Origin of the sequence: Zongyangia hominis (genome assembly GCF_014385095.1) — a bacterium.
Lineage (GTDB): Bacteria > Bacillota > Clostridia > Oscillospirales > Ruminococcaceae > Zongyangia > Zongyangia hominis.
In genome coordinates this window covers 129,496-152,341 of record NZ_JACRTC010000002.1, presented here as the reverse complement: position 1 = coordinate 152,341, position 22,846 = coordinate 129,496, and the positions used below count along the sequence as shown (strand labels likewise).

Annotated in this window: 22 protein-coding genes; 15 read left to right on the top strand and 7 right to left on the bottom strand. The window is 56.5% G+C overall.

Going from position 1 to position 22,846, the window contains the following annotated elements:
• Positions 1 to 2 precede the first annotated feature (2 nt).
• From H8709_RS04190 to H8709_RS04170, 5 genes are all read left to right on the top strand, one after another.
• Entirely contained in the window at positions 3 to 1,007 is a 1,005-nt protein-coding gene (locus H8709_RS04190) for a hypothetical protein (RefSeq protein WP_262397118.1), read from the top strand.
• Positions 1,008 to 1,054: 47 nt separating this feature from the next.
• The gene (locus H8709_RS04185) at positions 1,055 to 1,588 is read left to right on the top strand and encodes a LemA family protein (protein ID WP_262397117.1); all 534 of its coding nucleotides are present in this window, start codon (positions 1,055 to 1,057) and stop codon (positions 1,586 to 1,588) included.
• Positions 1,589 to 1,605: 17 nt separating this feature from the next.
• A complete protein-coding gene (locus tag H8709_RS04180; protein ID WP_262397116.1) occupies positions 1,606 to 2,505 on the top strand; it encodes a DUF3137 domain-containing protein in 900 nt (299 codons plus the stop codon).
• Positions 2,502 to 2,699, top strand: coding sequence for a hypothetical protein (locus tag H8709_RS04175; protein ID WP_262397115.1), 198 nt, complete (start codon positions 2,502 to 2,504; stop codon positions 2,697 to 2,699). Before H8709_RS04180 ends, H8709_RS04175 begins: the two co-directional genes overlap by 4 nt.
• Positions 2,700 to 2,869: 170 nt before the next feature.
• Positions 2,870 to 4,498 carry a flotillin family protein gene (locus tag H8709_RS04170; protein ID WP_262397114.1) on the top strand — a complete coding sequence of 543 codons (1,629 nt, stop codon included), beginning with the start codon at positions 2,870 to 2,872 and terminating at the stop codon, positions 4,496 to 4,498.
• Between the two features lie 356 nt (positions 4,499 to 4,854).
• Here H8709_RS04170 and H8709_RS04165 read toward each other — a convergent pair whose 3' ends face one another.
• The 4 genes from H8709_RS04165 to H8709_RS04150 form a co-directional block, all read right to left on the bottom strand.
• Positions 4,855 to 6,333: a TrkH family potassium uptake protein gene (locus tag H8709_RS04165; protein WP_262397113.1), complete on the bottom strand. Its 1,479-nt coding sequence runs from the start codon at positions 6,331 to 6,333 to the stop codon at positions 4,855 to 4,857.
• Positions 6,334 to 6,407: 74 nt separating this feature from the next.
• Positions 6,408 to 7,766 carry a Trk system potassium transporter TrkA gene (gene trkA, locus H8709_RS04160; RefSeq protein WP_262397112.1) on the bottom strand — a complete coding sequence of 453 codons (1,359 nt, stop codon included), beginning with the start codon at positions 7,764 to 7,766 and terminating at the stop codon, positions 6,408 to 6,410.
• 296 nt (positions 7,767 to 8,062) lie between these two features.
• Positions 8,063 to 9,595: a recombinase family protein gene (locus H8709_RS04155; protein ID WP_262397111.1), complete on the bottom strand. Its 1,533-nt coding sequence runs from the start codon at positions 9,593 to 9,595 to the stop codon at positions 8,063 to 8,065.
• A gap of 40 nt (positions 9,596 to 9,635) precedes the next feature.
• Positions 9,636 to 9,806, bottom strand: a complete 171-nt coding sequence (locus H8709_RS04150) for a hypothetical protein (RefSeq protein WP_262397110.1) — start codon at positions 9,804 to 9,806, stop codon at positions 9,636 to 9,638.
• Between H8709_RS04150 and H8709_RS04145 the strand changes: the two genes are divergently transcribed.
• The gene (locus H8709_RS04145) at positions 9,794 to 10,360 is read left to right on the top strand and encodes a manganese catalase family protein (RefSeq protein ID WP_392391660.1); all 567 of its coding nucleotides are present in this window, start codon (positions 9,794 to 9,796) and stop codon (positions 10,358 to 10,360) included. The two genes, H8709_RS04150 and H8709_RS04145, sit on opposite strands and share 13 nt — an antisense overlap.
• 63 nt (positions 10,361 to 10,423) lie before the next feature.
• Here H8709_RS04145 and H8709_RS04140 read toward each other — a convergent pair whose 3' ends face one another.
• Positions 10,424 to 11,092 (bottom strand): manganese catalase family protein, encoded by a 669-nt coding sequence (locus tag H8709_RS04140; RefSeq protein WP_262397109.1) that lies wholly within the window; start codon positions 11,090 to 11,092, stop codon positions 10,424 to 10,426.
• Between the two features lie 215 nt (positions 11,093 to 11,307).
• The gene (locus tag H8709_RS04135) at positions 11,308 to 12,180 is read right to left on the bottom strand and encodes a tocopherol cyclase family protein (protein ID WP_262397108.1); all 873 of its coding nucleotides are present in this window, start codon (positions 12,178 to 12,180) and stop codon (positions 11,308 to 11,310) included.
• 175 nt (positions 12,181 to 12,355) lie between these two features.
• On the opposite strand from H8709_RS04135, the gene H8709_RS04130 reads away from it, so the two are divergent.
• From H8709_RS04130 to H8709_RS04110, 5 genes are all read left to right on the top strand, one after another.
• The gene (locus tag H8709_RS04130; RefSeq protein ID WP_262397107.1) at positions 12,356 to 13,537 is read left to right on the top strand and encodes a S8 family peptidase; all 1,182 of its coding nucleotides are present in this window, start codon (positions 12,356 to 12,358) and stop codon (positions 13,535 to 13,537) included.
• 233 nt (positions 13,538 to 13,770) lie between these two features.
• Complete coding sequence (locus H8709_RS04125; protein ID WP_262397106.1) at positions 13,771 to 14,151, top strand: Fur family transcriptional regulator; 381 nt, start codon at positions 13,771 to 13,773, stop codon at positions 14,149 to 14,151.
• Positions 14,148 to 15,080, top strand: a complete 933-nt coding sequence (locus H8709_RS04120) for a metal ABC transporter substrate-binding protein (protein ID WP_262397105.1) — start codon at positions 14,148 to 14,150, stop codon at positions 15,078 to 15,080. Before H8709_RS04125 ends, H8709_RS04120 begins: the two co-directional genes overlap by 4 nt.
• A 9-nt stretch (positions 15,081 to 15,089) precedes the next feature.
• On the top strand, positions 15,090 to 15,788 hold the full coding sequence (locus tag H8709_RS04115) for a metal ABC transporter ATP-binding protein (RefSeq protein ID WP_392391654.1): 699 nt from the start codon (positions 15,090 to 15,092) through the stop codon (positions 15,786 to 15,788).
• A complete protein-coding gene (locus tag H8709_RS04110) occupies positions 15,785 to 16,609 on the top strand; it encodes a metal ABC transporter permease (RefSeq protein WP_262397103.1) in 825 nt (274 codons plus the stop codon). Before H8709_RS04115 ends, H8709_RS04110 begins: the two co-directional genes overlap by 4 nt.
• A gap of 58 nt (positions 16,610 to 16,667) precedes the next feature.
• On the opposite strand, the gene H8709_RS04105 is transcribed toward H8709_RS04110, so the two are convergent.
• On the bottom strand, positions 16,668 to 17,216 hold the full coding sequence (locus tag H8709_RS04105) for a hypothetical protein (protein ID WP_262397102.1): 549 nt from the start codon (positions 17,214 to 17,216) through the stop codon (positions 16,668 to 16,670).
• A 250-nt stretch (positions 17,217 to 17,466) separates the two neighbouring features.
• Between H8709_RS04105 and H8709_RS04100 the strand changes: the two genes are divergently transcribed.
• From H8709_RS04100 to H8709_RS04085, 4 genes are all read left to right on the top strand, one after another.
• Entirely contained in the window at positions 17,467 to 17,994 is a 528-nt protein-coding gene (locus H8709_RS04100; protein ID WP_262397101.1) for a DUF4358 domain-containing protein, read from the top strand.
• A gap of 258 nt (positions 17,995 to 18,252) precedes the next feature.
• The gene (locus H8709_RS04095; RefSeq protein ID WP_262397100.1) at positions 18,253 to 19,626 is read left to right on the top strand and encodes an MBOAT family O-acyltransferase; all 1,374 of its coding nucleotides are present in this window, start codon (positions 18,253 to 18,255) and stop codon (positions 19,624 to 19,626) included.
• A gap of 21 nt (positions 19,627 to 19,647) precedes the next feature.
• A complete protein-coding gene (locus H8709_RS04090; RefSeq protein ID WP_262397314.1) occupies positions 19,648 to 20,796 on the top strand; it encodes a DHHW family protein in 1,149 nt (382 codons plus the stop codon).
• Positions 20,797 to 20,910: 114 nt separating this feature from the next.
• Positions 20,911 to 22,836: an ABC-F family ATP-binding cassette domain-containing protein gene (locus H8709_RS04085; protein WP_262397099.1), complete on the top strand. Its 1,926-nt coding sequence runs from the start codon at positions 20,911 to 20,913 to the stop codon at positions 22,834 to 22,836.
• Positions 22,837 to 22,846 lie beyond the last annotated feature (10 nt).

The following is a 22,846-nucleotide window of genomic DNA, read 5'->3' as shown; positions in this document are numbered from 1 at the left end:
TTATGGACGAAAAGAATTACAGAAAAGGAGAAAAATATATGAAACAAAATAGACCTGACGAGACCGGTTTTGAAAAGATGAGCGATGAGGAGCTGTCCCGAAAGGTGAAACACTATGAGAACATTGAGCGCATCGGGGAAAAGATGATCATTGTCATGATCATCGCATTATTTCTCACGGTGTTCCTGCAGGACAATATTCTGATCGATCTCGGTTTGATCGCGTTCATCGTCCTGCTCTCGTTCCTGCTCCCGATGCGGGCGGAAGGAAAGAAAAATGCCCTTCTGACACAGCAACTCGGCAGTTTCTTTTACGGGGAACTGGCGCGTATGTTCGGCCCCGCGCCGGAAAAGCCGGAGATGCCCATTGACGAAGCGTTCCTGAGGCGTATCGATCCGGTGCGTAGTCCCTGGGAGGATTGCGAGATCTCGAATTTCTACGAGGGTGCCCGCAATGGCATGCGGTTCTCTGCCGCCAACGTGACCTTGAGCCGCAGAGTGGAGTCGGATCACCCGGATGATGATTTTACCTATCCCTATGCCGCATTTTATGGCATTGTGCTGCGATGCAAGGATATCTGCGGGCCCGTTGCCGATCTTGACCTACGGGACCGGTCCGAGTTTGAGTTTGCCATGGGGTTGAACGGCACTCCCAAGCATACCGGGTATCCAACGCGAAAGGGTGGCGGTCTCGACGATCCCGTCGCCTTCACTAATTACTATTCCGCCCGCACTGCAGACGGTACGGAGGCGGATGACGCGGTGACCCCGCAGATTCGCGAGCTGATCGGCATGCTGGAGGCCTTCGCTGCCAACAGCAGGGTAGCCGCCCTCAGTCTGCACAACGGTGAACTAACGCTGGCGCTTCACACAAGCTATAAATTTGCGTACATTCCCCCAAAACAGGATCTTAAGAATATCGATGGGATACGCATGAGCTACACGGCTACGCTTACCACCATGGCAGCACTTCTCGACCTCATTCGGGGATCCTTCGCAAAAATATGACCCTTTTCGCAGGTTGAATCAAGAAAAAGAGAAAGGTGGAATCGGCTATGAAACCGGTAATTGTTTTTTTGATTGCAGTTCTGGCCATCGTGTTCTGGTGCATCAGAACGGTCAATGACTTCAAGAAAAAAGAGATCCGTGTGCAGGAGGGCCTCTCCGGCATCGAGGTTGCGCTGACCAAGCGCTATGATATGTTGACCAAAATGCTGGACACCGCCAAGGGCTATATGGGTCATGAAAGTGAGCTGTTCACAAAGGTCATCGAGCTGCGCCGCGGCATGAGCGTTGCGGAGATGAATGATGCCCAGCGGCAGATGGACGTCCTGAGCGGAAAGTTTTTTGCCGTGGCAGAGAACTATCCGGAGCTGCGCTCCAGCGAGGTTTTCGCAGAGCTTCAGCGGGGTATCCGCGACGCGGAAGAACATTTGCAGGCGGCGCGGCGACTGTATAACAGCAACGTCACCGCCTACAATACGGCGATCGCCATGTTCCCGGCAAAAATTCTGGCAGGCTCGCGCCAGCCGAAGGAATTCTTCGCCGCAGACGCAGGCAAGCGCGAAGATGTAAAAATGACGTTCTGAGAAAGGGGACGACGATCATGGAAGAAAAGCAGACGATGACTAACGAACAGCTTGAGAGCAATCTCAAGTCCCTGCAAATCAAGGCGACGATTACCAAGCTACTGACCTACGCTGCCGGTGCGGCGATGATCATCGTTTGGTTCTTTATGGGAAACCTCGTAATGGGTCTGGTTCTCCTGGTAATTGCATTGGTGTTTGGGTATCTGTCAGCCAAAAGCAGCAGCACGCTAAAAAAACTCCTCAGCGACAATATCATCGGCGGTGTGCTGAAGGAGGCGCTGGGCGATGCTGTGGAATATAATCCGTGGGGCAAAATCAACCCCGGCAGCATGGTGTTTCCGTTTTCCTATAACTGCGCGGGTGGCAGCGATCATATCAAGGCAGTCTACAATGGGCTGAACATTGAGCTTGGCGACATCGAGCTTATCAATGAAACAGAGAACACCGACGAAAACGGAAATACTCAGAAGAACAGCCAAACATGTTTTAAGGGGCAGTGGCTTACCTGCGACTTTGGCAAGGAGCTTTCCGGCCAGGTATATATCTCCGAGTGGACCAAAAAAGACCGCAGAAGTATGAAAAGCAATGTCACGATGGATAACGAGCAGTTTGGCAAGCGCTTCTGCGTCAGAGCGGATGATCCGCAGGAAGCGTACTACATCCTCACACCGCACATGATGGAATATATTATCAGTATAGCGGACAAGAGCGGCGGTACTGTCTATATGTCTTTCCTGCGGGACGGAAAGCTGCACGTTGCGGTACAGACCGGGCGCGACTTCTTTGAACTTGGGAAAAACAATGCGAATGTGGAAGAACTGCGCCAGAAATTCTTGGGTGAGCTGCGCTGGTTTACCGATATTGTCGATACGCTGCGCGTAGAGGATACCCTCTATAAGAAGGAGTCAAACATATGACGCTGGGAACATCCGTTCTGCTGCTTGCACTGGCTGTGGCAGGCATCGTGCTGGTCTATAAATTCTTGCGTAAAAAGCCGAAACTGCGCATCATTTGTCTCGTATTGTTGTCTCTGATCGTGCTGGTTCTCGCCGGATATATCGGTCTGACTCTGATTTTTGTGGATGCTGCCAGAAACCAACCGCCTGCGTGACAGGGCGAAACAATAATAATTGAGAAACAAAGAGCGAAAGTATCCTTCAGAATACCTTCGCTCTTTGCTTATGTGTTGCACGCCCGAATCCGTCAGCTAACCGTGATAAGTTTGAATTACTTCCTTATCGCTGTTAAGCCAAGCTTCAATAGGTATGGGAGGAATGAATCATGGAATACTTACAGCAAATTTTGATGACGGCAGGCATTGTCGTCGGCGCGCTACTCATTGTCCTCATCGCCATCTTCTCCACCTGGAAAAAGGTACCCGCGGATAAGGCCGCCATCGTCACCGGACTTGGGAAGGCCAAAGTGATCACCGGCGGCGGCGTGGTCGTCATCCCGGTGCTCCAGCGCATTGACTATATCACCTTAGAAAATATCAGCTTCGACGTCAACATGCAGGGCACCCTCACCGCCGACGCCGTCCCCATTCAGGCAAACGGCACGGTGGTCGTCAAGATCAAAAACGACGACGCCATGATCCGTTCGGCGGTGGAGCAGTTTAACTGCGGCAACGCCGAGGAAACCAAGCTCCATATCATGGAGACGGCGCGGGACGTCTGCGAAGGACGTCTGCGTGAGATCATCGCGGACATGACGGCGGAACAGCTTTATAAAGATAGAAAGACCTTCTCTGAGCGGGTCAAGGAAGTGGCCGAGGAGCAGCTCTCCGAGCTGGGACTGGAACTCAAATCCTTTACCATCAAGGGCATCGGCGACCAAAACGGCTACTTTGAGGCGCTGAGCAAGCCGCAGATCGCGGCGGTCAAGAGGGACGCCGAAATCGCCGAGGCGGAGGCCCTGAAGGAGAGCATGGTCAAGACTTCCGAAGCCAAGCGCGCCGGCGAGCAGGCCCGGCTGGAAGCGGAAGCCCGGATGGCGGAATCCAAGAAGGAAGCCGACATCAAAAAGCTCAACTATGAGCGGGAGCGCCAGACCACCCAGGCGATTTCAGACGCGGCGTACAGCATCCAGCAGAACGTGACCCAGAAAGAGATCACCAACGCCGAGATGGACGCCAGCGTCCTCAAGGAGCAGAGAGCCAAGGAAGTCAGAGAGGCGGAGATCCAGATCCAGATCGTGGCCGAGCAGAAGAACATCGAGCTTGCCAAACGCAAGGCTGAGCGCAAAGAGGCGGAGCTGCTGGAAACGGTGGTCAAGCCGTCCGAGGCGCAGAAGATGAAGGCGCTCTTGGAAGCCGAGGCCCACAAGATCGCCATGATCAAGCAGGCCGAGGCGGAGGCGGAGGCCAAGAAGCTGGACGCCGCCGCCCAGGCGGAAGCGAAGAAGCTGGATGCCGAGGCCCAGGCCGAGCGCATCAAGCAGGAAGGTATGGCCCAGGCGGAGATCACCCAGAGACAGGGCCTTGCCCAGGCGGAGGCCGTGCGGAAGATGGGTCTGGCGGAGGCCGAGGCGCTGGAGAAAAAGGCGGAAGCCCTGGCCAAGATGGACGACGCCGGTAAGCTGCAGATGGTCATCGAGAAGCTGCCGGAAATCGCCCGCGCCGTGGCGGATCCCATGTCCAAGATCGGCAACATCACCATCATTGGCGGCGGCTCTGGAGAAGGAGACGGCGGCGCGGCCGACGTGGCCCGCTACACCGTCGGTTCCCTCAAGGCAGTCAACGAGGCGCTCAAGGATACCATCGGCTTCGATATGACCGAGGTCATGCGCGCCAACACCTTCGAGGGCAAAACCACACGCAATATCAAGATGGACGTCACCACCCCTGACGGCAAGGGCATTGCCCTGACCGGCGGAGAAGCCCCCAAGGCGGAAGAACCCAAAGCAGAATAAGCGACGCAAAAAGGAGCTCCCGAAAGGGAGCTCCTTCTTATTGTCGTATGGGAAGATGGTCCGATGGGAGCAGATGGCGGGAATTGCCATTTGGATGAAAGAAGCGTCCGCCCTTTCCCCTAGGTCCTCCCGACGGCCTGCGCGGATGCAGAGGAACATGCAGTCCCCTCGAATGCCGGGAAAACCGTTCGGCCTCTCGGATGCAGAGGAAACATGCAGTCCCCGCGGATGCGGGGAAATCGGCGGCCTCTCGGATGCTGGGAAAACCAGCGGCCCACACGATGCCGGTTTTCCCGTGGAGCCCGCCTGTACCCAGATGGCCGGTGGCCCGACTTCCATTTTTAGCATTCGTTTTTTTACCAGCCGGATGCTTTTTGTTTGTGCCGGATGCCCTTGGTCCAGGCCGAGGGAGCGAAAAGCATGAGAAGGGGGATGATTTCCAGGCGTCCGAGCAGCATATCGGCGCACAGCACCAGCTTCGAGAGGGGACTGAAGGCGGCATAGTTGCCCATGGGGCCTACGATGTCAAGGCCCGGGCCGATGTTGTTGATGCAGGCGAGCACCGCCGACAGAGAGGTTTCCAGCCCCATGTTGTCCAGCGACACAATGAGGAAGGAGAGGGCGGCGGTAAAAAAGTAGGCGGTCATGAACAGGGTGACGCCCCGCATGGTCTCGTCGCTGATGGGCTTTTGGTCCAAGCTGATGACCGAGACGGAGCGGGGATGAAGAATCCGCTTGCGCTCCATGCGCATGGACTTAATGAGGAGTAAGAGCCTGGACACCTTGATACCGCCGCCGGTGGACCCGGCGCAGGCCCCGACGATCATCAGCAGCAGGAGAATGCACTTGGAAAACTCGGGCCACAAGTTAAAGTCGGTGGTGGCAAAACCGGTGGTAGTCATGATGGAGGACACCTGAAAGGCCGCGTGGTGGAGGGCCTCCCCGGCGTTTGCATAGTGGGGCAGGATGTTGAGGGTGATGAGGAGGGTAGCCCCCGCCAGGATACCGATGTAGAGGCGCACTTCCTCGCTGCGCAGGGCCTGTCGGGGATGACCGGAGAGGAAGAGATAAAAGACGGAGAAATTGACCCCGAAGAGGGCCATGAAGATGGTGATGACCGTCTGGATATAGGGGCTGTATCCCGCCATGCTGTCCGCCCGCACGGCGAAGCCGCCGGTACCCGCGGTGCCAAAGACGGTGGTCACATTGTCAAACAGCGGCATGCCGCCCAAAGCCAGCAGGACAATCTGGAGTAGGGTCAGCCCGATGTAGATGCCGTAGAGAATCTTGGCCGATTTGTGGATTTTGGGTACCAATTTTCCCACCTCCGGCCCCGGGCTTTCCGCCCGTAGCAGGTGGAGGCTCTGGCCGGAGCCCCGGGCCATGGGGTGCAGCGCCAGTACAAAGACCAGCACCCCCATGCCGCCCAGCCAGTGGGTGAAGCTGCGCCAGTAGAGCAGCCCCCGGGACATGACCTCCACGTTTTCCAAGATGCTGGCGCCAGTGGTGGTAAAGCCGGAAATGGTTTCAAACACGGCGTCCAGATAGCTGGGGACCTCCCCGCTGAGATAAAAGGGGAGAGCGCCGAAGAGGGAAATGATGATCCACGAAAGTCCCACCGAGATGTAGCCCTCGCGGGCATAGTAGTCCTTTTTCACTGGCCTAGGCAGCAGGAGCAGGACCCCCACACAGGCAATGGCCACAATGCTGATCCACAGCGCGCGGATGGCGCCGGTTTCCTGATAGTAGGTGGAGATGGCCACGGCGGGCACAAGAAAGGCCGCTTCCACACAGAGGATACGGCCGATGATGTTATAGATGACTTTATAATTCATGACGGTTGTCCTATGCTCCTTCCAAACCCTGGGGCGTGGGAACGCCGCGGGGCAGATGAAAACAGATGCGGCTTCTATGCGAAGATGGCGTTGAGATTGCCGTACATCCGGTCGGCGGTGGTGACCACAATGACGCTGTCCCTTTTTCGCAGGACGTCATTGCCACCAGGGATGATAATCTTGCCGTTTCGATTGATACAGGCAAGGAGCACCCCGTCCCGCAGGCGGATATCCCGCAGTGGGACGTTGAGATGGAGGGTGTCCTCCGCCACCGAAAATTCCAGCGCCTCCACCTTGTCGTTGACGATGCGGTGCAGCGCCAGCACCGAATCCTCCTCGGTGTTCTCCATGGCGCGGACATAACGGACAATGTCGTTGCAGACCAAATTCTTGGGACTGACGATGCTGGCAATCCCCATTTTCTGGCACAGCTCGTTATATTCCATGCGGTTGATCTTACTGATGACCTTGTAGACCCCCTGCTGGTGGGCGTACATGGAGAGAATCAGGTTTTCCTCGTCGATGTCGGTGAGTGTGATGACCGCGTCGGCGTCCACCAGTCCCTCCGCCGCCAGCACCTCGGGTTGGGTGCCGTCGGAACAGACGATACTGGCCCGAGGCAGGAGCCCCGCCAACTGGCGGCAGCGCTCGGGGTCAATCTCGATAATCTTGACGGCGGCCCCCTCCGCAAGCAGGGCGCTGGCCAGATAGTAGGCGATGCGGCTGCCGCCGATGAGCATGACGTTTTTAATCTTCTGCTCCACAATGCCCAGGTTCTGCACTAAAGCCGCCAAATTCCGGGAGGCGCCGGTGACAAAGATGTTGTCCCCCGCCTGCATCTGGAAGGCGCCGGTGGGGATGATGACTTCGTCCCCCCGCTCCACGGCGCAGATGAGCACCTGGGCCTTGACGATGTGGGTCAGCTCGTGGAGATACCGCCCGGCCAAGGGGCTTTCCTTGCGGATTTTGAGTTCGATGATCTCCACCCGGCCTTTGGCGAAGGTGTCCCGCTGGATGACCGCGGGAAAACGGAGGAGATTGAGGATTTCCATGGCGGCGGCCTTCTCGGGGTTGATGGTCATGGAGAGCCCCAAATCCTCCTTGAGATAAATTAACTGCTCGTCGTATTCGGGATTGCGCACCCGGGCTATGGTCCGCTTGACTCCCAGCTTTTTGGCCAGGACACAGCAGATGAGATTGACTTCGTCCGCCGAAGTGGCGGCGATCAGCAGGTCGGATTCCCCGACTCCCGCCTCCCGCTGGACGCTCAAGCTGGCGCCGTTGCCGTGGATGGCCAGGACATCGTATTGATCCACCGATTCCCGCAGCACCCGCATATCTTTATCAATGATGACGATATCATGCCCTTCTCTGGACAGCTGGTCGGTCAGCGTGACGCCCACCTTGCCGTCTCCGACAATGACAATACGCATCAGAGCCCCTCTTTTCTTCTCAAACATTAGGATAACGAAAACAAAGATCGTACCAAACTTAATACGATCTTTATGTTATGCGCCAAATATTAATAAAATCTTTATCCTATCTTAACACGCTGTGGGGGAAAAAGACAAGAGTCTCTTGCAAAAGAAAAGAGGATTCCCGCAGATTTTGATGAAATGGGGGGAGGGTGATCGCTCCATTTCGGCTGTGGACCGCCCAAAAGATCCAAGCTCGGACACTCCCGTGGGGCGGCAGCGAAGGCGCTTTGGCAAATACGTGCGCCTCGCTATTATACAGTTGTGACGTGAAAACGGCAGTCCAGATCATGGAGAAAGACGTCCATTTGCTCCCGGCCCTCGATGACCATGCGGTCAAGGAGCTCCCTCCCAAAAGCCTCCGTCCCCACTTCCCCGCGGAGTATGCGGGAAAGATGGTCCGCAATCTCCTTCCGTGTTTCTTCCAAGGGCCGCGGCTCTTCGCTTCGGGCCGTCCTATCCCGCTGCAAAGATGCCAGTTCCCGGTCGTACCGGGCCAGGAGCTGGCGGTAGTCGGCGTCTTCCATCTCCCCCGCGAGATATAGGTCGATGAGCCGCAGCCGCTTTTCCTCGATCTGCCGCCGTTGACGGGAGTGGGCGGGGGCGGCCTCCGGCTTGTGAGCGAGGACCGGCTCGATGCGCGCCATCAGCCGCCCGACGATTTCCTCCCGGCATAGCGGCAAGGAGGAAATGATCTGGGCCATCACCCTGCATAGCTCCGCTTCGGGTATCTGGCGGCTGTCACAGCCGGTCACCCCGCCGCTCTCGTCCCGCCTGGCCCTTCCGTGGCGCACGGCCTCCCGGCACCGCCAGGCCCGGGAGAGGCTCCCGTCCTTTTTCCGTTTGCTCCGGGCGACCAGGGCGCCGCCGCACCGGGCGCAAAAGAGCTTACCGGAAAAACAGGAGCGGCTGGAATAGCGGGAGGGGGAAGATGGCTCCGGGCGGCGGAGGGCCAGGAGGCGCTGGGCCTCCTCCCACATCTCCCGGCTGACGATGGGTGGATGGTGGTCCTTGAGCACCACCAGCGGCTCCTGCCCCTGGTTGCGCTTTTTCTGGTGGGTCAGATAGTCAGGGGTCCAGGTCTTTTTCTGGATGAGGTCCCCGCAGTACTTTTCATTGCGCAGGGCGCGAAGTACGGCGGTGCCGGACCATTCCCGGCCCCCCGAGAAGGTGGGAATCCCCGCTTCAGTCAGCTCCCGCGCGATGACGCAGCATCCCTTCCCCTCCTCCACGAACTTGTGAAAGATGAGCCGGACGATCCGGGCCCCCCGCTCGTTGACGCTGATGACCCCGTGTTCCACGTCGTAGCCAAGCAGGCTCCGCCCAAAGACCACCCCCTGTTCCATCCGCCGCTTCTGCCCCCATTTGACCCGGTCGGAGGTCTTGCGGCTCTCCTCCTGGGCAATGGAGGCCAAAATGGTCAGCCGCAGCTCGGCGTCGGGGTCCAGGGTGTTGATGTTGTCCCGCACAAAGACAACCCCGACGCCCCACTCCTTAAGGCGCCGGGTGTAGTAGATGCTGTCGAGGGTGTTGCGGGCAAAGCGGCTGATCTCCTTGGTGAGCAGCAGATCGAAGCGGTGGTTTTGGGCGTCCTCCAGCATCCGGAGAAAGGCGCGCCGCTTCTGGGTGCTGGTTCCGGTGATGCCCTCGTCCACATAGAGTTCGGCGAGCTGCCAGTCAGGCTGCGACGCGATATATTCCTTAAAATAGCGCTGTTGGTTTTCTAGAGAACCCGCCTGATCGTCCTTGTCGGTGGACACCCGGCAATAGGCGGCAACCCGCTGCATCGCTTCCCCTCCTTTCTCCATGCATGACCTTAATTCGCGCTTAGATGTCCCGGTCATGTTTGAGGGCCTGGATACACTGTTCATATTGGGATTGGGTAAGTATCCCGTCCCGGAGCAAGCCCAATAAGAGGGCCCGCTCCAACCGGGCAAGGAAGGCCGGGGAGGGGGAGGGCGCCGGTCCTTCCGTGGTGATCTGATATTTACCGTCCATGCCCCTCCCCCTTCCGGCTTGGCGGCTTTATTAGAACCGCCGGTTGGTATTTTCTATGCGGGAGGGCTTGGACAGTATGTAGGGGAGGGGCGAAAAAGGAGCAGATGGCTACCGATGTAGGTACTGAAGAGCTGGCGCATGTGGAGATGATCTGCGCCATCGTACACCAGCTGACTCGGAACCTGACCATCGACGAGATCAAAAAGAGCGGTTTTGATACCTACTTTGTCGATCACACGACAGGGCTTTATCCGGTCGCGGCATCGGGCACCCCCTTCGACGTGAAATACTTCCAGTCCAAGGGCGATCTCATCACCGATCTGAGCGAGGATATGGGCGCCGAGCAGAAAGCCCGGACGACCTACGACAACATTTTGCGCCTGGTGGACGACCCGGATGTCCGCGATCCCATTAAGTTTTTGCGGGAAAGGGAAATTGTTCACTATCAGAGATTCGGCGAAGCGCTCAGAAGAACGACCGAGCATCTGGACAGCAAGAATTTCTACGCGTTTAATCCCGAGTTCGACAAGAGAAGAAACGCGCGAAGAAGATAGGTTTCAGCTTAAAACAGTAAAAAAACACGTTCTCGGAAGAGAACGTGTTTTTTTGCGTGGAAGCTAGTTGTTAAAGCTGGGGGGATTGGCCGGGGTGTTGCCGAAGTGGTTGGCGGGGGAGGGGGTGGAGAGGTTAAAGTAGAGCCTGGAATCCTCCGTCACGCCGAAGTCCTTGTTGGAACCGGTGTTCTGCACCCGGTTAAAGGCCTCACGGAAGAGGGCGTTGTGGGCTTCCTCACGGTTGAGCAGGAAGTCGATCATTTCCTTGACGTACTTGTCGTCGATTTGGCGGTAGAGGTATTCGTAGACCACCTTGGCACGCTGCTCCGACGCGATGTTGGAGAGCAGGTCTGCGCACAGGTCACCGGTCACCGTGACGTAGTCGGAGGTCCAGGAATAGCCGGAAGCGTTGATGAGTCCCGGATTGAGGCCCAGAATCACATGGCTCTGGATTTCTCCCGCGTCCACCTTCTGCGCGTCCACGTCGTGGCCGTTGAGCATGTTGATGGAGGTGGCCACCATCTCCATATGGCTGAGTTCCTCGGCGGCGATATCCATGAACAGATCCTTGATGGACGGGTCCTTGATGCGGAAGCTCTGGGACATATACTGCATGGCCGCTTTGAGCTCGCCGTTACCGCCGCCCAGCTGCTCCTGCATGAGGACCGCGTACTGAGGATTGGCCTTTTCGACCCGCACCGGTTCGAATAGCTGCTTTTCGTGTTTAAACATATCCATTCTCCTTTGCTGTGGTTTACCTTTATTATGAGGCAGAAGAGAAAAGGACATGCACAAACCCCACACTTTTTTATGAAAGGAAGGCGCGGGGGTCCCAATGCGGTTCTCCGATGGAAGCGTCAAAAAAGTATTCCTTTTCTCAGTCAACCCGCTTGAAAGGGCAAGGCGGCCCTTTCGCCATGTCCCCGGGAGAGCCGGGCCGCCGTTATTTAAGAAAGGGGCACATATTCGTAGCCGGTTCCATGGCTCCACTCATCGAATAGGACGGTGTCCCCCTCCCAAAAGCGAAAGCGGGCGGGACAGGCGGCGTTTTCGTGGATGGTGCGGGTCATCGCGCCCCGCTGCGGCGCCTGTAGGGCGTGGCCGCCGCGGTCGTCCACCCGGATATCCAGCCGGTATTTTCCCTGGGTCAGGGTGACCGCACCCGGCTGACAGCGACGGATTTTCACCCCGTTGTAGGTCGCGAGCCGGTATTCGTGCCCGTCCAACTGGACGACACAGATGCATCCAGGAAACTCCAGCCCCAGCAGTGGGATGGTCGCCACCGAGACCAGGATGGAGCAGTCCCGATGAAAATCGTTGGACTGTACCCAGACATAGCTTTCGGGAAAGGAGCGGCCCCGGTCCGATTCGATGTAACCGGTCCCGCCGGTGAAATCGAAGGTCTTTCCATCCAGTTCGACGGCGCCGGATAGTTTGTGCCGCATGCTGACTACGCCGTGCCGGCACTGCATAGGCAAAAATCGAAACGGCCCCATGATGTCGCCGTCAATGGGGGACAACCTCCCATACCGGATGTCCCCGGTGAGCGAGAGGGCTGGGTCATGGATGTTGAGCTGGATGCCGCGGGAAGAAAAGAGACTCTCTCCCACCCACAGTCGGTCCTTCTCCCGCCGGTATTGGGAGAGAGGATAGGGGATGCGGTAGGACTGTTTGTCGGTGACAGCTTGAATAAAGGCGTGATCCCGTGCCCGGCCGGAAATGAGGGCCAATGTCTGTCCCGCGGCCTGATGTTTATAATACCAGCCCTCAAAATAGCGTGGACTGAGCGCTTTGCTTTTTATTTTAGTCTGACGGCTCAATGATTTTCCCCCTTTTTTCGGCGGCCCGGTTTTTGGGAAAAACCGGTTTCTCGCGTTCAGTGTTCCCATTTCTTCCCTAAAGATGCATTTTTTGTACTGTTTCCCCCGCTTGGGTAACGCGAGGAAGCCGCCCATCATAAGATGGCATGAGCAACAATAGAGGAGGAACACGGTTATGTATGATCAAATGAGCGATTTTGAGGCGGGGAAAGTCATCGTCGCCTTACATAGGAATTTGCCCGATGGGCGGCCATGTGATAAAAACGTCCTTTTCGAGGGGATTGACTATGAAAAAATGGAGCGGATCTTTCCCGGGGATGGGGGAGAAGCGGAAGATATTTGGCTTGTCCATCTAAGGAGCAAGGACAAATCGGCCGTACTCGACGCCGTCGAAAAGCTGTCGGGCCATCCGTGCGTCATCTATGCGGAACCCGATTACCTGGAAGAACTGCACTTGGTCCCCAACGATCCCCTTTACGGGCAGCTTTGGGGGACGCAGAGAATCGGAGCGCCGCTGGCATGGAGATATACCACCGGGAGCACTAGAGTCGCCGTCGGCGTCATTGACAGCGGCATCGATCACCGCCACCCGGATATCCGGCGGAACATGTGGGCTTCCCCCCGTGGGAGAGTGCTCAACGGATGGAACTTCGGCGACAATAACAGCAATTCCATCGACACCAACGGGCATGGAACCCATGTGGCGGGTACCGTCGGCGCCGTGGGGAACAACCGCATCGGCATTACGGGCGTCTGCCTGCACGTCAGCGTGGTTTCGATGAAATTTGGCCTGGACATCGCTTCCGCCATCGAGGCCATCCACTTTGCGAATTTTTATCGCATCCCCATCCTCAATGCCAGTTGGGGCGGGCGCGGATATTCCCAAGCGTTAAAATATGCGATTGATCACTACAACGGGTTGTTCATCGCGTCCGCAGGTAACTTCGGGGAAAACAACGATGTGGACCCGCTGTACCCCGCCTCCTATGACAGCGCCAACATCATCTCCGTTGCGGCGACCAACCCGGAGGACACCCTGGCGCGTTTTTCCAATTACGGATTAAACAGTGTGGATATCGGCGCGCCGGGCACCGATATTTTGAGCTTGGACCTGGACGGCGGATACAGTCCCAAAAACGGAACCTCCATGGCGGCGCCCCATGTGGCCGGCGCAGCGGCGCTGCTCAAAGCCTACCGCCCGTATCTCTCCACTATGCAGCTAAAAAACATCATATTATCAAGTGCCGACACGGTTCCGGACCTGACGGGAAGAGTGTTGACGGGCGGTATCCTCAATGTGAACGCCATGTTTCAACTGGCCAATGGCCCGGTACAAAACAGGGCCTGCCCCGACTAAGGGAGTGCAACAAAACAGCCGCCTTTTGGCGGCTGTTTTTGCGTGGAGGCGGCCGGGACATGCATGCGAGGGCATCCTCCTTGCCGGCACTAGGAAAATAAAGGAAATCCCGTTGACAAAACGGGAGGAAAGAGATAAAATGAAAATGAATTTCATTTTCAAATGTTAGGGATGATGGCATGCGGACATCCGTCAGCTATAAAACGAAACAGAGGGAAAGTATTTGGAACTACTTGGAACAGAACAAGGACCGGCATGTGATGGTGGACGACGTGGTCGAATACCTTAAGGATCAGGGCACTTCGGTGGGCAAGTCCACCGTCTACCGCTATCTGGAAAAGCTGGTGGAGGAGGGACTATGCCGCAAATACTTTTTGGAGGAGGGCAAGGGCGCCTGCTTCCAGCTTTCCGGCGACGACGGGAGCTGCCACCGGCACTACCACCTCAAATGTGTGGTATGCGGGCAGCTGCTCCATGTGGAATGCAGTTACTTGGACGAGGTGGAGGCCCACATTTTGGCCAAGCACCAGTTCCATATTGACAGCAGCAAAACCGTCCTTTATGGCGTCTGTGGGCGCTGTGCCGAACAGCGGAGAAAGGAAGAAAGCCTGTGAAGAAGAAAATAACGGCCCTGCTTTTGTGCCTGGGCGCGCTGCTCACCCTGTTGGCGGGGTGCGGTGGGAATCAGACAAGAGAGGAAAGCGGTAAGCTTAAAATCGTCACCACCCTCTTTCCCCAGTATGACTTTGCCAGACAGCTTTGCGGGGACCGGGCCGAGGTGACCCTTCTTCTTCCGCCGGGTGTGGAAAGCCACTCCTACGAGCCCTCGCCGGCCGACATCATCAAGATAGACAAAGCGGACTTGTTTATCTACACCGGGGACAATATGGAACCCTGGGCGAAGCGGATCATCGACGGCATCACGAACCCCGATGTGCGGGTGGTGGACGCCTCCCAGGGCATCACCCTGGACGCCTCGGAGGAGGAAGACCACGACGGGGACGGCCATGACCACGCTTACGACCCCCACATCTGGACCAGCCCGGTGCTGGCCAAGGCAATGGTACAAAATATCGCCGACGCTCTCTGCGAGAGCGACCCCGAGGGGAAGGAAACCTATGCCGCCCGGGCCGCGGATTATGAGGGAAAGCTGGACGCGCTGGACGACGAGTTTTTCTCCATCATCGGGGAGGGCAGGCGCAAGGAGATCGTCTTTGCCGGACGCTTTGCCTTCCACTATTTCGCCCAGCGGTATGGTCTTAGCTACACCGCCGCTTACGACTCTTGCTCCCATGAGGCGGAGCCCAGCGCCCAGACCATCGCCGGCATCATCGACACCATAAGGCGGGAACAGATTCCGGTGGTCTTTTACGAGGAACTGACCGACCCCAAAGTGGCCCAATCCATCAGCGAGGAGACAGGGGCGAAGATGCTGCTGCTCCACTCCTGCCACAACGTTTCCAAAAAAGACTTTGACAGCGGCGTCACCTATCTTTCCCTGATGGAGCAAAATGCCGCCAATTTGAAAGAGGGGTTAAGTTAAATGGCTTTGATGTCCTGTCGGAATCTGACCATATTCTATGAAAACACTTGCGCGGTCAAAGACGTCAGCTTCGATATCGAAGCGGGGGATTATATCTGTATTGTGGGGGAAAACGGCTCGGGTAAAAGCACCTTGGTCAAGGGGCTGCTGGGGCTCATCCCCCTGCGCGCGGGTGTGGTTCGATGCGGGGAGGGGCTCAGCCCCACCGCCATCGGCTACCTGCCCCAGCAGACGGTGGTGCAAAAGGACTTTCCGGCGTCGGTGTATGAAATTGCCCTTTCCGGCTGTTTGGGCCGCCGGGGGCTCCGTCCCTTTTACGGCGCGGAAGACCGGAAAAAGACCCTGGAAAACCTCAAGCGCATGGGCATATACGATTTACGGGGGAAATCCTACCGGGACCTGTCGGGCGGGCAGCAACAGCGGGTGCTTTTGGCCCGGGCGCTGTGCGCCACTGACCGGATGCTCCTGCTCGACGAGCCAGTGACGGGGCTCGACCCCATTGCCACCACCGAGCTTTACGACCTCATCGGGCGCATCAACCGGGAACAGGGGGTCACGGTGGTCATGGTATCCCACGACTTCCGCTACGCCATCGAGCACGGCGGCAAAATCCTGCATATGGACCGGGAGTTGCTTTTTTACGGTCCTACCAAAGCGTATTTAAAAAGCGACGCCTGCCGCCGCCTGACGGGAGGAATGGGAAAATGATCGCACTTATCCAGGAGCTGCTTTCCTACGACTTTATCGTCCGGGCGCTGATTGTGGGTACTCTCGTCTCCCTGTGCGCGGCTTTGCTTGGGGTGAGCCTGGTGCTCAAGCGCTACTCCATGATCGGCGACGGCCTCTCCCATGTGGGTTTTGGGGCCCTCTCCATCGCCATGGCCTTAAACCTTTCCCCTTTGCAGGTGTCCATTCCCATTGTGGTGCTGGCGGCCTTTCTGCTTTTGCGCATCAGCTCCAACAGCAAGATCAAGGGGGACGCGGCCATCGCCCTCATCGCCAGCGGCTCTTTGGCGGTGGGCGTCATTGTCACCTCCCTGACCACCGGCATGAACACCGACGTCAACAGCTACATGTTCGGCAGTATTTTAGCCATGAGCCAGGGGGACGTCTATCTGAGCGTGGGACTCTCCATCATCGTACTCATTCTGTTTATCTTTTTCTACAATAAGCTCTTTGCCATCACCTTTGATGAAAATTTCGCCCTGGCCACCGGCATCAAGGCCAAGATGTACAACATGCTCCTTGCGTTCCTCACCGCCATCACCATTGTGGTGGGCATGCGGATTATGGGCGCGCTGCTCATCTCTTCCTTAGTGATCTTCCCGGCGCTCACCGCCATGCGGCTGTTTCAGAGCTTCCGGGGCGTGGTGATCTGCTCGGCGGTGGTGTCGGTCCTCTGCTTTGTGGCGGGCATCGCCGGGTCCTTTGTCTTTTCCACCCCGGCAGGGGCCAGCGTGGTAGCGGCCAATATCCTCATGTTCGCCCTGTTTTCTTTCGCGGGCTTTGTCCGAAGAAGGACCGTCTGAGACGCAACGTTTGAAAAAGAAAAAAGCCGGCCCTTCGGCCGGCTTTTTGCCCGCTGTATCAGTAGTTTTTGTACACTTCCACAATATCTTTGGCCTTGTAGGCTTCGCGGACCTCGAAGGCGTCCTCGTGGACGTCATAGACGCATTCGTAGACGTCCAGATCGGCCCGCTGGTCCTTCATCACCAGGATATGGAAGGCGTTGTCCTCGTATGAATAATAGGCGTTATAGTACACTTTGCCGTTTTGAATGTACTGCTTTTTTAGTAGCGGATAGAAGTAGCCGCCCTTTCGTAGCACCAGGGTCCACTCCTGGCCGTCGTCGTAGATAATGGCCCCGTTTTCGTCCTGAGGGGCGTCCACATAAAGTTCCAGCGAGGCGGTCTCCCCGCCGGGAACGAGGGCGATCTTGCATTCGCTTTCTAAAGTCAGCCCCTCGGTGTAGGCCCAGCCCTTGATCTGTGGCCGGATGTATTCGGGTAGGACCACCTGTTCCGGAATTTTCTCTTCCTCCCGGGCCTTTCCCGAGACAGTGGAATAAAAGAAAAAGGCGGAGGCGATCAAAAGAATCCCAAAGAGGGGGATGAGAACCCGTTTGCATTTTTCCATGGAGTCTTCCACCTTTCCGCGTTTGTGTTGTTGTGTCCAAGTGATCACTGCTATTATACTGACCTTTTTGGACAAAAGTCAACCAAAAGGGAGAAACTATGATTTTTCGTAAAAGAAAAGGGAAAAAAGATGCAAGAAAACGGTATAACGGCGGCACTATACAACCAGACCTGCTGGCTTCTCATGTTTAAACCTTTGACAAAGCAGGTATAATAAGGGTAGCGAAATTAGAAAAGGAAAGGGTAGAACTATGAAAAAATTACTTGCAGTTTTGCTGGCGGCCATGATGACCGTCACGCTTTTTGCCGGATGCGCGCAGAAAGAGGGCAGTAGCAGCAGTGCTTCCCAGCCCCAGTCCAAGGACGAGCTCAAAGAGGGCGTGAAGCTCAGCGATATCGTGCAGAAAATCGATGAGGAAATCGGCATCGCCATGCCCGGCGATCTGACCAAGGAAATGCTCGCGGACATGTATGACATCGGCGAGGATATGGTGGAGGATTTCTCCGGTAAATTTGCCCAGGTCATCCCCGGCGTGGACGAAGTTGTCGTCATCAAGGCCAAGGATGGCAAGGTACAGGACGTCAAGGCGGCGCTGGAAAAACGCAAAGAGGCCCGCATCGAGGAGCAGTATCTGCCGGACATGAAGGAAAAGGCGGAACTGGGCCGGGTGGTCGTCAAGGGTAATTATGCGGCGCTGCTCATCGTCGGCGATTCAGAAAAGGGGCTCGACAAGGAAATCCAGAAGGCGGAGGACATTTTCCTCAGTTTCTTTGCCTAGAAAATAGGAGTCTATTTCCGTCGCCTGGCGGCAAAGGGGCGGGCGGACACAGCTTGTGTTTTCTAAAGCGGGAAAGGTCCTGGAAAGCCGGGATAAAGTCTTTAAAAATCTAAGGAATTTTGGCGGGCTAGCTTGCAATTTGACGGGGATTCTGTTAGATTAAGAGCTAGCTTTTGCTTTTGGAAAATTTTGTTTTGCCCATAGATGCGGGCGATTTCGCCGCCCAGCTTACATGACGCCAAGGAGGGGGATTTTCGCGTGGTATTCAGTAGCCTGCTATTTTTGTTTCGATTTCTACCCATTGCCTTTCTCATCTATTATATCGTCCCGAAGAAGCTCAAAAATTTAAGCCTGCTTCTGCTGAGTCTCTTCTTTTACTCCTGGGGGGAGCCGCGCTATTTTCCCATCATGCTGGCCACCATCTTGGTCAACTACTTGGCGGCCCTTGGCATCGAGAAATTCGCGGAAAAAAAGGCGCTCAGGCGCGCCTTTTTCCTCATCGCCGTCTTCTTTAGCCTGGGGATGCTCTTTTTCTTTAAGTACACCAATTTCTTTATCGAAAACCTCAACGGCCTTTTGCGCCTCTCCATCGGGACCTTGGAACTCACCCTGCCGCTGGGCATCAGCTTTTACACCTTCCAGACCATGTCCTACACCATCGACGTCTTCCGGGGCAAGGTGAAGGCCGAGCACAACATCATCGACCTGGGCGCCTTTGTGGTGCTCTTCCCCCAGCTCATCGCCGGACCCATCGTCCTCTACACCGATATTAACGAAGCGCTCAAAAACCGCAAGATCAATCTCGCCCAGATCGAGGACGGCGTCAAAACCTTCATTCTGGGCCTGGGCAAAAAGGTGCTGATCGCCAACAATATCGGCGCGCTGTGGACCGAGGTGGAGAAAATCGGCTTTGCCAACGTCTCCTCCCCGCTGGCGTGGCTGGGCATCCTGGCCTTCTCCCTGCAAATTTTCTTTGATTTCAGCGGCTATTCCACCATGGCCATCGGCCTTGGCAAGATGCTGGGCTTCGAGTTCCCCGAAAACTTCAACTACCCCTACATCGCCCGGAGTATCACCGATTTCTGGCGGCGCTGGCACATGACCCTGAGCGCCTGGTTCCGGGAGTATGTCTATATCCCCCTGGGCGGCAACCGCAAGGGCAAGGCCCGGATGTACTTTAACCTGTTCGTGGTCTGGGCCTGCACCGGCTTCTGGCACGGGGCCAACTGGAACTTCATCTTCTGGGGACTGTTCTTCTTCGTCTTCCTGGCCGTCGAGAAGGCGGGATTTTCAAAGTTTTTGGACAAGCACCGGATTTTCTCCCATGTCTATGTGTTGTTTTTGCTGCTCATGTCCTGGAGCCTTTTCGCCATCACCGATCTTACGCAACTGGGGACCTTCTTTATGCGAATGTTCTCCTTTACCGTCGGGGCCGACTGGCTCTACTACCTGCGCAACTACGCGGTGACCATCGTCATCGCCTGCGTCCTCTCCACCCCCCTCATCCCCAGGCTCTTTGAGAAAGTGAACATCGGGTGGCTCAAAAATACGGTCTATGTGCTGATTCTGCTCCTCTCGGTGGCATACCTGGTGGACGCCACCTACAACCCCTTCCTCTACTTCCGATTCTAAGAAAGGAGGCCTCCTGCCGTGATGGAAAAAATAAAACAACTGCTCAAACACCCCATGACACTGATTTTTGGCCTCCTGATTGTGGGCATCTTCATCTGGGACAACCTCTATCCCATCCGGGAGTTTTCCGACATGGAAAACCGTGCCTTGACAAAGAAGCCGGCGTTCTCGGTCAAAAGCCTGATGGCCGAAGGGGATCAGAGCTACACCATGAAATATGAAAAGTACGTCAACGACCAATTTGTCCTGCGGGACCAGTGGATCAGCCTCAAGTCCCGGTCGGAATTTCTGCTGGGCAAGACGGAGAATAACGGCGTCATTTACGGCAAAGACCACTATATGTTCGAGAAATATTTCTCCACCGACGAGGAGCGCCTAGGGAAAAACACCGCCTTTGTCAAGGAGTTCGGGGACAAATACGCCGATCAGACGACGGTGAGCGCCATGCTCATCCCCTATTCCTACGAGGCGCTGGAAGATAAGGTGCCCGCGGGGCTCGCCTTTGTCGACCAGGTGGCCAGGACAAAAGAAATTTACGGTGAGCTGGAGAAAAGCGGCATTAAAACCCTGGACATTTTCCCCACCATGAGCGAACACAGGGACGAATACATCTACTACCGCACCGACCACCACTGGACCACCCAGGGAGCCTATTACGCCTACCGGCAGTTTTGCGAGAGCCGGGGACGCAAGCCCGTGGAGCTCTCACAGCTCACCGGCCATGAGGTCAAAGACTTTTACGGCACCTTTTTTTCCAAGTCCAAGGCCTTCAACACGGTGCCTGACGTGATCAGCTACTACGACTTTTCCACCGGGAAGATCGTCATCGACGGCAAGGAGACAGAGGGCCTCTACGCCATGGAGAAGTTTGACGAGCGAGACAAATACGGCGCTTTTCTCCACGGCAACAACGGACTCACTGTTCTGAGAAGCGGGGAAGTGGACCGGCCGGGGGACGGCAGCCGGATTCTGGTCGTCAAGGACAGCTTCGGCAATTGCTTCACCCCGTTTTTGCTGCGCAACTACGACGAGGTGTGGGTGGTGGACTTGCGCTATCTCAAGGAGGAGATGAGCGCCATCATGAGCGAAAACCACTTCGACGACGTGCTCATCCTCTACGGCTTTGTGTCCTTTGACTCCTATCCCAGCGTCTCCAAAATCACCTACTAGGAATCTTTAGCTCCCACGCCGGCGCGCGGGAGCTTTTCTTTCTTGTAGAATTCTCTAAAACAAGTTATAATAAATGCAGTTTTATACTCCGACAGAAAGAGAGAGCGTCCTTCCATGATTGTATCACTCCAGTCGGTGACAAAGTTTTTTGGCGCCGACCTGATTATAGAAAATTGTACCCAAAATATCGAGCCCGACCAGCGCATCGGCGTCATCGGGCCAAACGGCGCGGGGAAGTCCACCCTGTTAAGGCTCATCACCGGCGAGCTTTCCCCCGACGAAGGGGAAATCAGCATCCAACGGGACATACGCATCGGGTATCTCAAGCAAAACAGCGGCCTTTCCCGGGGAAATACCGTGTATGAGGAGATGCGCTCGGCCTTTGCCGACCTCATCGAGGTGGGCGAGCGGCTCCAGACGCTGGAACAGGAGATGGGGAAGATTCCCCACGATTCCCCCCGCTATGAGGAGATCGTCCAGGTCTACGCCCGGGAACAGGCCCGGTTTGAGGCCCGGGACGGCTACCAGATGGACGTGGCCATCAAGACGGTGCTGGGCGGCATGGGCTTTGGGGCTCAGGTTTACGAGAGCGTCATCGATCACCTGTCCGGCGGGGAGAAGACGAGGCTTGCCATCGCGAAGCTCCTCCTCGAAAAGCCCGACCTGCTCATCCTGGATGAGCCCACCAACCATCTGGACTTTAAGACCCTCGCCTGGCTGGAGGAATACCTTTCCTCCTACAAAGGCGCGGTGCTCATCGTCTCCCACGACCGGTACTTCTTAGACAAGCTGGTGGACACCATCTGGGAGGTGAGCGACCGGGAGGTCTTGGATTACAAGGGCAACTATACCTCCTATCTCCGCCAGCGGGACGAGCGGGTGAAGCGGATGCAGAAGGAATACGAGATCCAGTCCCAGGTCATGGTCTCCATGCAGGACTATGTGGCCCGTAACATGGCCCGGGCCAGCACCTCCAATATGGCCAAGAGCCGTCAGAAGGCGCTCGACCGAATGGAGCCGCTCAAAAAGCCGAAGACCTATGTGAAGCCTCCCAAGATCACCTTTTCCTTTGCCAAAAATACCGCCAACGACGTGCTGATTGTCAAGGACCTGGCGGTGACGGTGGGGCGGGGGAGCGGAAGGCGCACCCTGGTGGAAGGGGTGGCGCTGGATGTCAAAAAGGGCGAAAAGATCGCCGTCATCGGCCCCAACGGCTGTGGAAAGACGACGCTCTTAAAAATACTGCTGGGTACGCGCCCCTGCGAACAGGGGCGTATCGAGTGGGGCAAAAACGTCCACCTGGGCTACTACGACCAGGAAAACGCCGACATGAAGCCTGAGAACACCGCGCTCGAGGAAGTCTGGCGGCGCTACCCGCGGCTCGCCGAGCAGGAAGTGCGAAACGCCTTGGGCTGTGTCCTGCTCACCGGGGAAAACGTCTACAAGCGGGTGGGGGAGCTTTCCGGCGGGGAGCGTGCCAAGGTGGCCTTTGCCATCCTGCGCCTGCGCGGGAGCAATGTGCTCCTGCTCGACGAGCCCACCAACCACCTGGATTTGCCCACCAAGGAGGCCATCGAGGACGCCCTGCGGGAGTTTGAGGGGGTCGTCCTCCTCATTTCTCACGACCGGTACCTGCTCAACCGGGTCCCGGATAAAATTCTTGACCTAAGCGGCGGCCGCGCCACTTTGTACCCCGGCAACTTCGACTTTTATCAGGAGCGGCGGCAGGAGATACCGCCTGAGCGCCCGGCGGCCAAGGAAAACGACTCCCAGAACAAGCAGAGCTTTTATAAGACCAAGGAGCAGCGCCGGGCGGCGGCTATGCGCAAGGCCAGGCTGGGGGAGTTGGAAAGGGCCATCGAGCAGGCGGAAGAAAACTGCGCCGCACTGGAAGCGGCCATCGCGGATCCGGAAAACGCCATCGACTACGAGAAGATCACCCAGCTTTGCGGCGATCTGGAAGCGGAAAAGCAGCTGCTTTCCGACATGGGCGACGAGTGGCTCCGCCTGCTGGAGGAATCGGAAGAAAGCGGACACTAAATTGATTGCG

Excerpts from the sequence above, each read along its gene's own strand:
- H8709_RS04190 (WP_262397118.1), top strand. The coding sequence starts at position 3 with ATGGACGAAAAGAATTACAGAAAAGGAGAAAAATATATGAAACAAAAT.
- H8709_RS04185 (WP_262397117.1), top strand. The coding sequence starts at position 1,055 with ATGAAACCGGTAATTGTTTTTTTGATTGCAGTTCTGGCCATCGTGTTC.
- H8709_RS04180 (WP_262397116.1), top strand. The coding sequence starts at position 1,606 with ATGGAAGAAAAGCAGACGATGACTAACGAACAGCTTGAGAGCAATCTC.
- H8709_RS04175 (WP_262397115.1), top strand. The coding sequence starts at position 2,502 with ATGACGCTGGGAACATCCGTTCTGCTGCTTGCACTGGCTGTGGCAGGC.
- H8709_RS04170 (WP_262397114.1), top strand. The coding sequence starts at position 2,870 with ATGGAATACTTACAGCAAATTTTGATGACGGCAGGCATTGTCGTCGGC.
- H8709_RS04165 (WP_262397113.1), bottom strand. The coding sequence starts at position 6,333 with ATGAATTATAAAGTCATCTATAACATCATCGGCCGTATCCTCTGTGTG.
- trkA (WP_262397112.1), bottom strand. The coding sequence starts at position 7,766 with ATGCGTATTGTCATTGTCGGAGACGGCAAGGTGGGCGTCACGCTGACC.
- H8709_RS04155 (WP_262397111.1), bottom strand. The coding sequence starts at position 9,595 with ATGCAGCGGGTTGCCGCCTATTGCCGGGTGTCCACCGACAAGGACGAT.
- H8709_RS04150 (WP_262397110.1), bottom strand. The coding sequence starts at position 9,806 with ATGGACGGTAAATATCAGATCACCACGGAAGGACCGGCGCCCTCCCCC.
- H8709_RS04140 (WP_262397109.1), bottom strand. The coding sequence starts at position 11,092 with ATGTTTAAACACGAAAAGCAGCTATTCGAACCGGTGCGGGTCGAAAAG.
- H8709_RS04130 (WP_262397107.1), top strand. The coding sequence starts at position 12,356 with ATGTATGATCAAATGAGCGATTTTGAGGCGGGGAAAGTCATCGTCGCC.
- H8709_RS04115 (WP_392391654.1), top strand. The coding sequence starts at position 15,090 with ATGTCCTGTCGGAATCTGACCATATTCTATGAAAACACTTGCGCGGTC.
- H8709_RS04110 (WP_262397103.1), top strand. The coding sequence starts at position 15,785 with ATGATCGCACTTATCCAGGAGCTGCTTTCCTACGACTTTATCGTCCGG.
- H8709_RS04105 (WP_262397102.1), bottom strand. The coding sequence starts at position 17,216 with ATGGAAAAATGCAAACGGGTTCTCATCCCCCTCTTTGGGATTCTTTTG.
- H8709_RS04100 (WP_262397101.1), top strand. The coding sequence starts at position 17,467 with ATGAAAAAATTACTTGCAGTTTTGCTGGCGGCCATGATGACCGTCACG.
- H8709_RS04090 (WP_262397314.1), top strand. The coding sequence starts at position 19,648 with ATGGAAAAAATAAAACAACTGCTCAAACACCCCATGACACTGATTTTT.
- H8709_RS04085 (WP_262397099.1), top strand. The coding sequence starts at position 20,911 with ATGATTGTATCACTCCAGTCGGTGACAAAGTTTTTTGGCGCCGACCTG.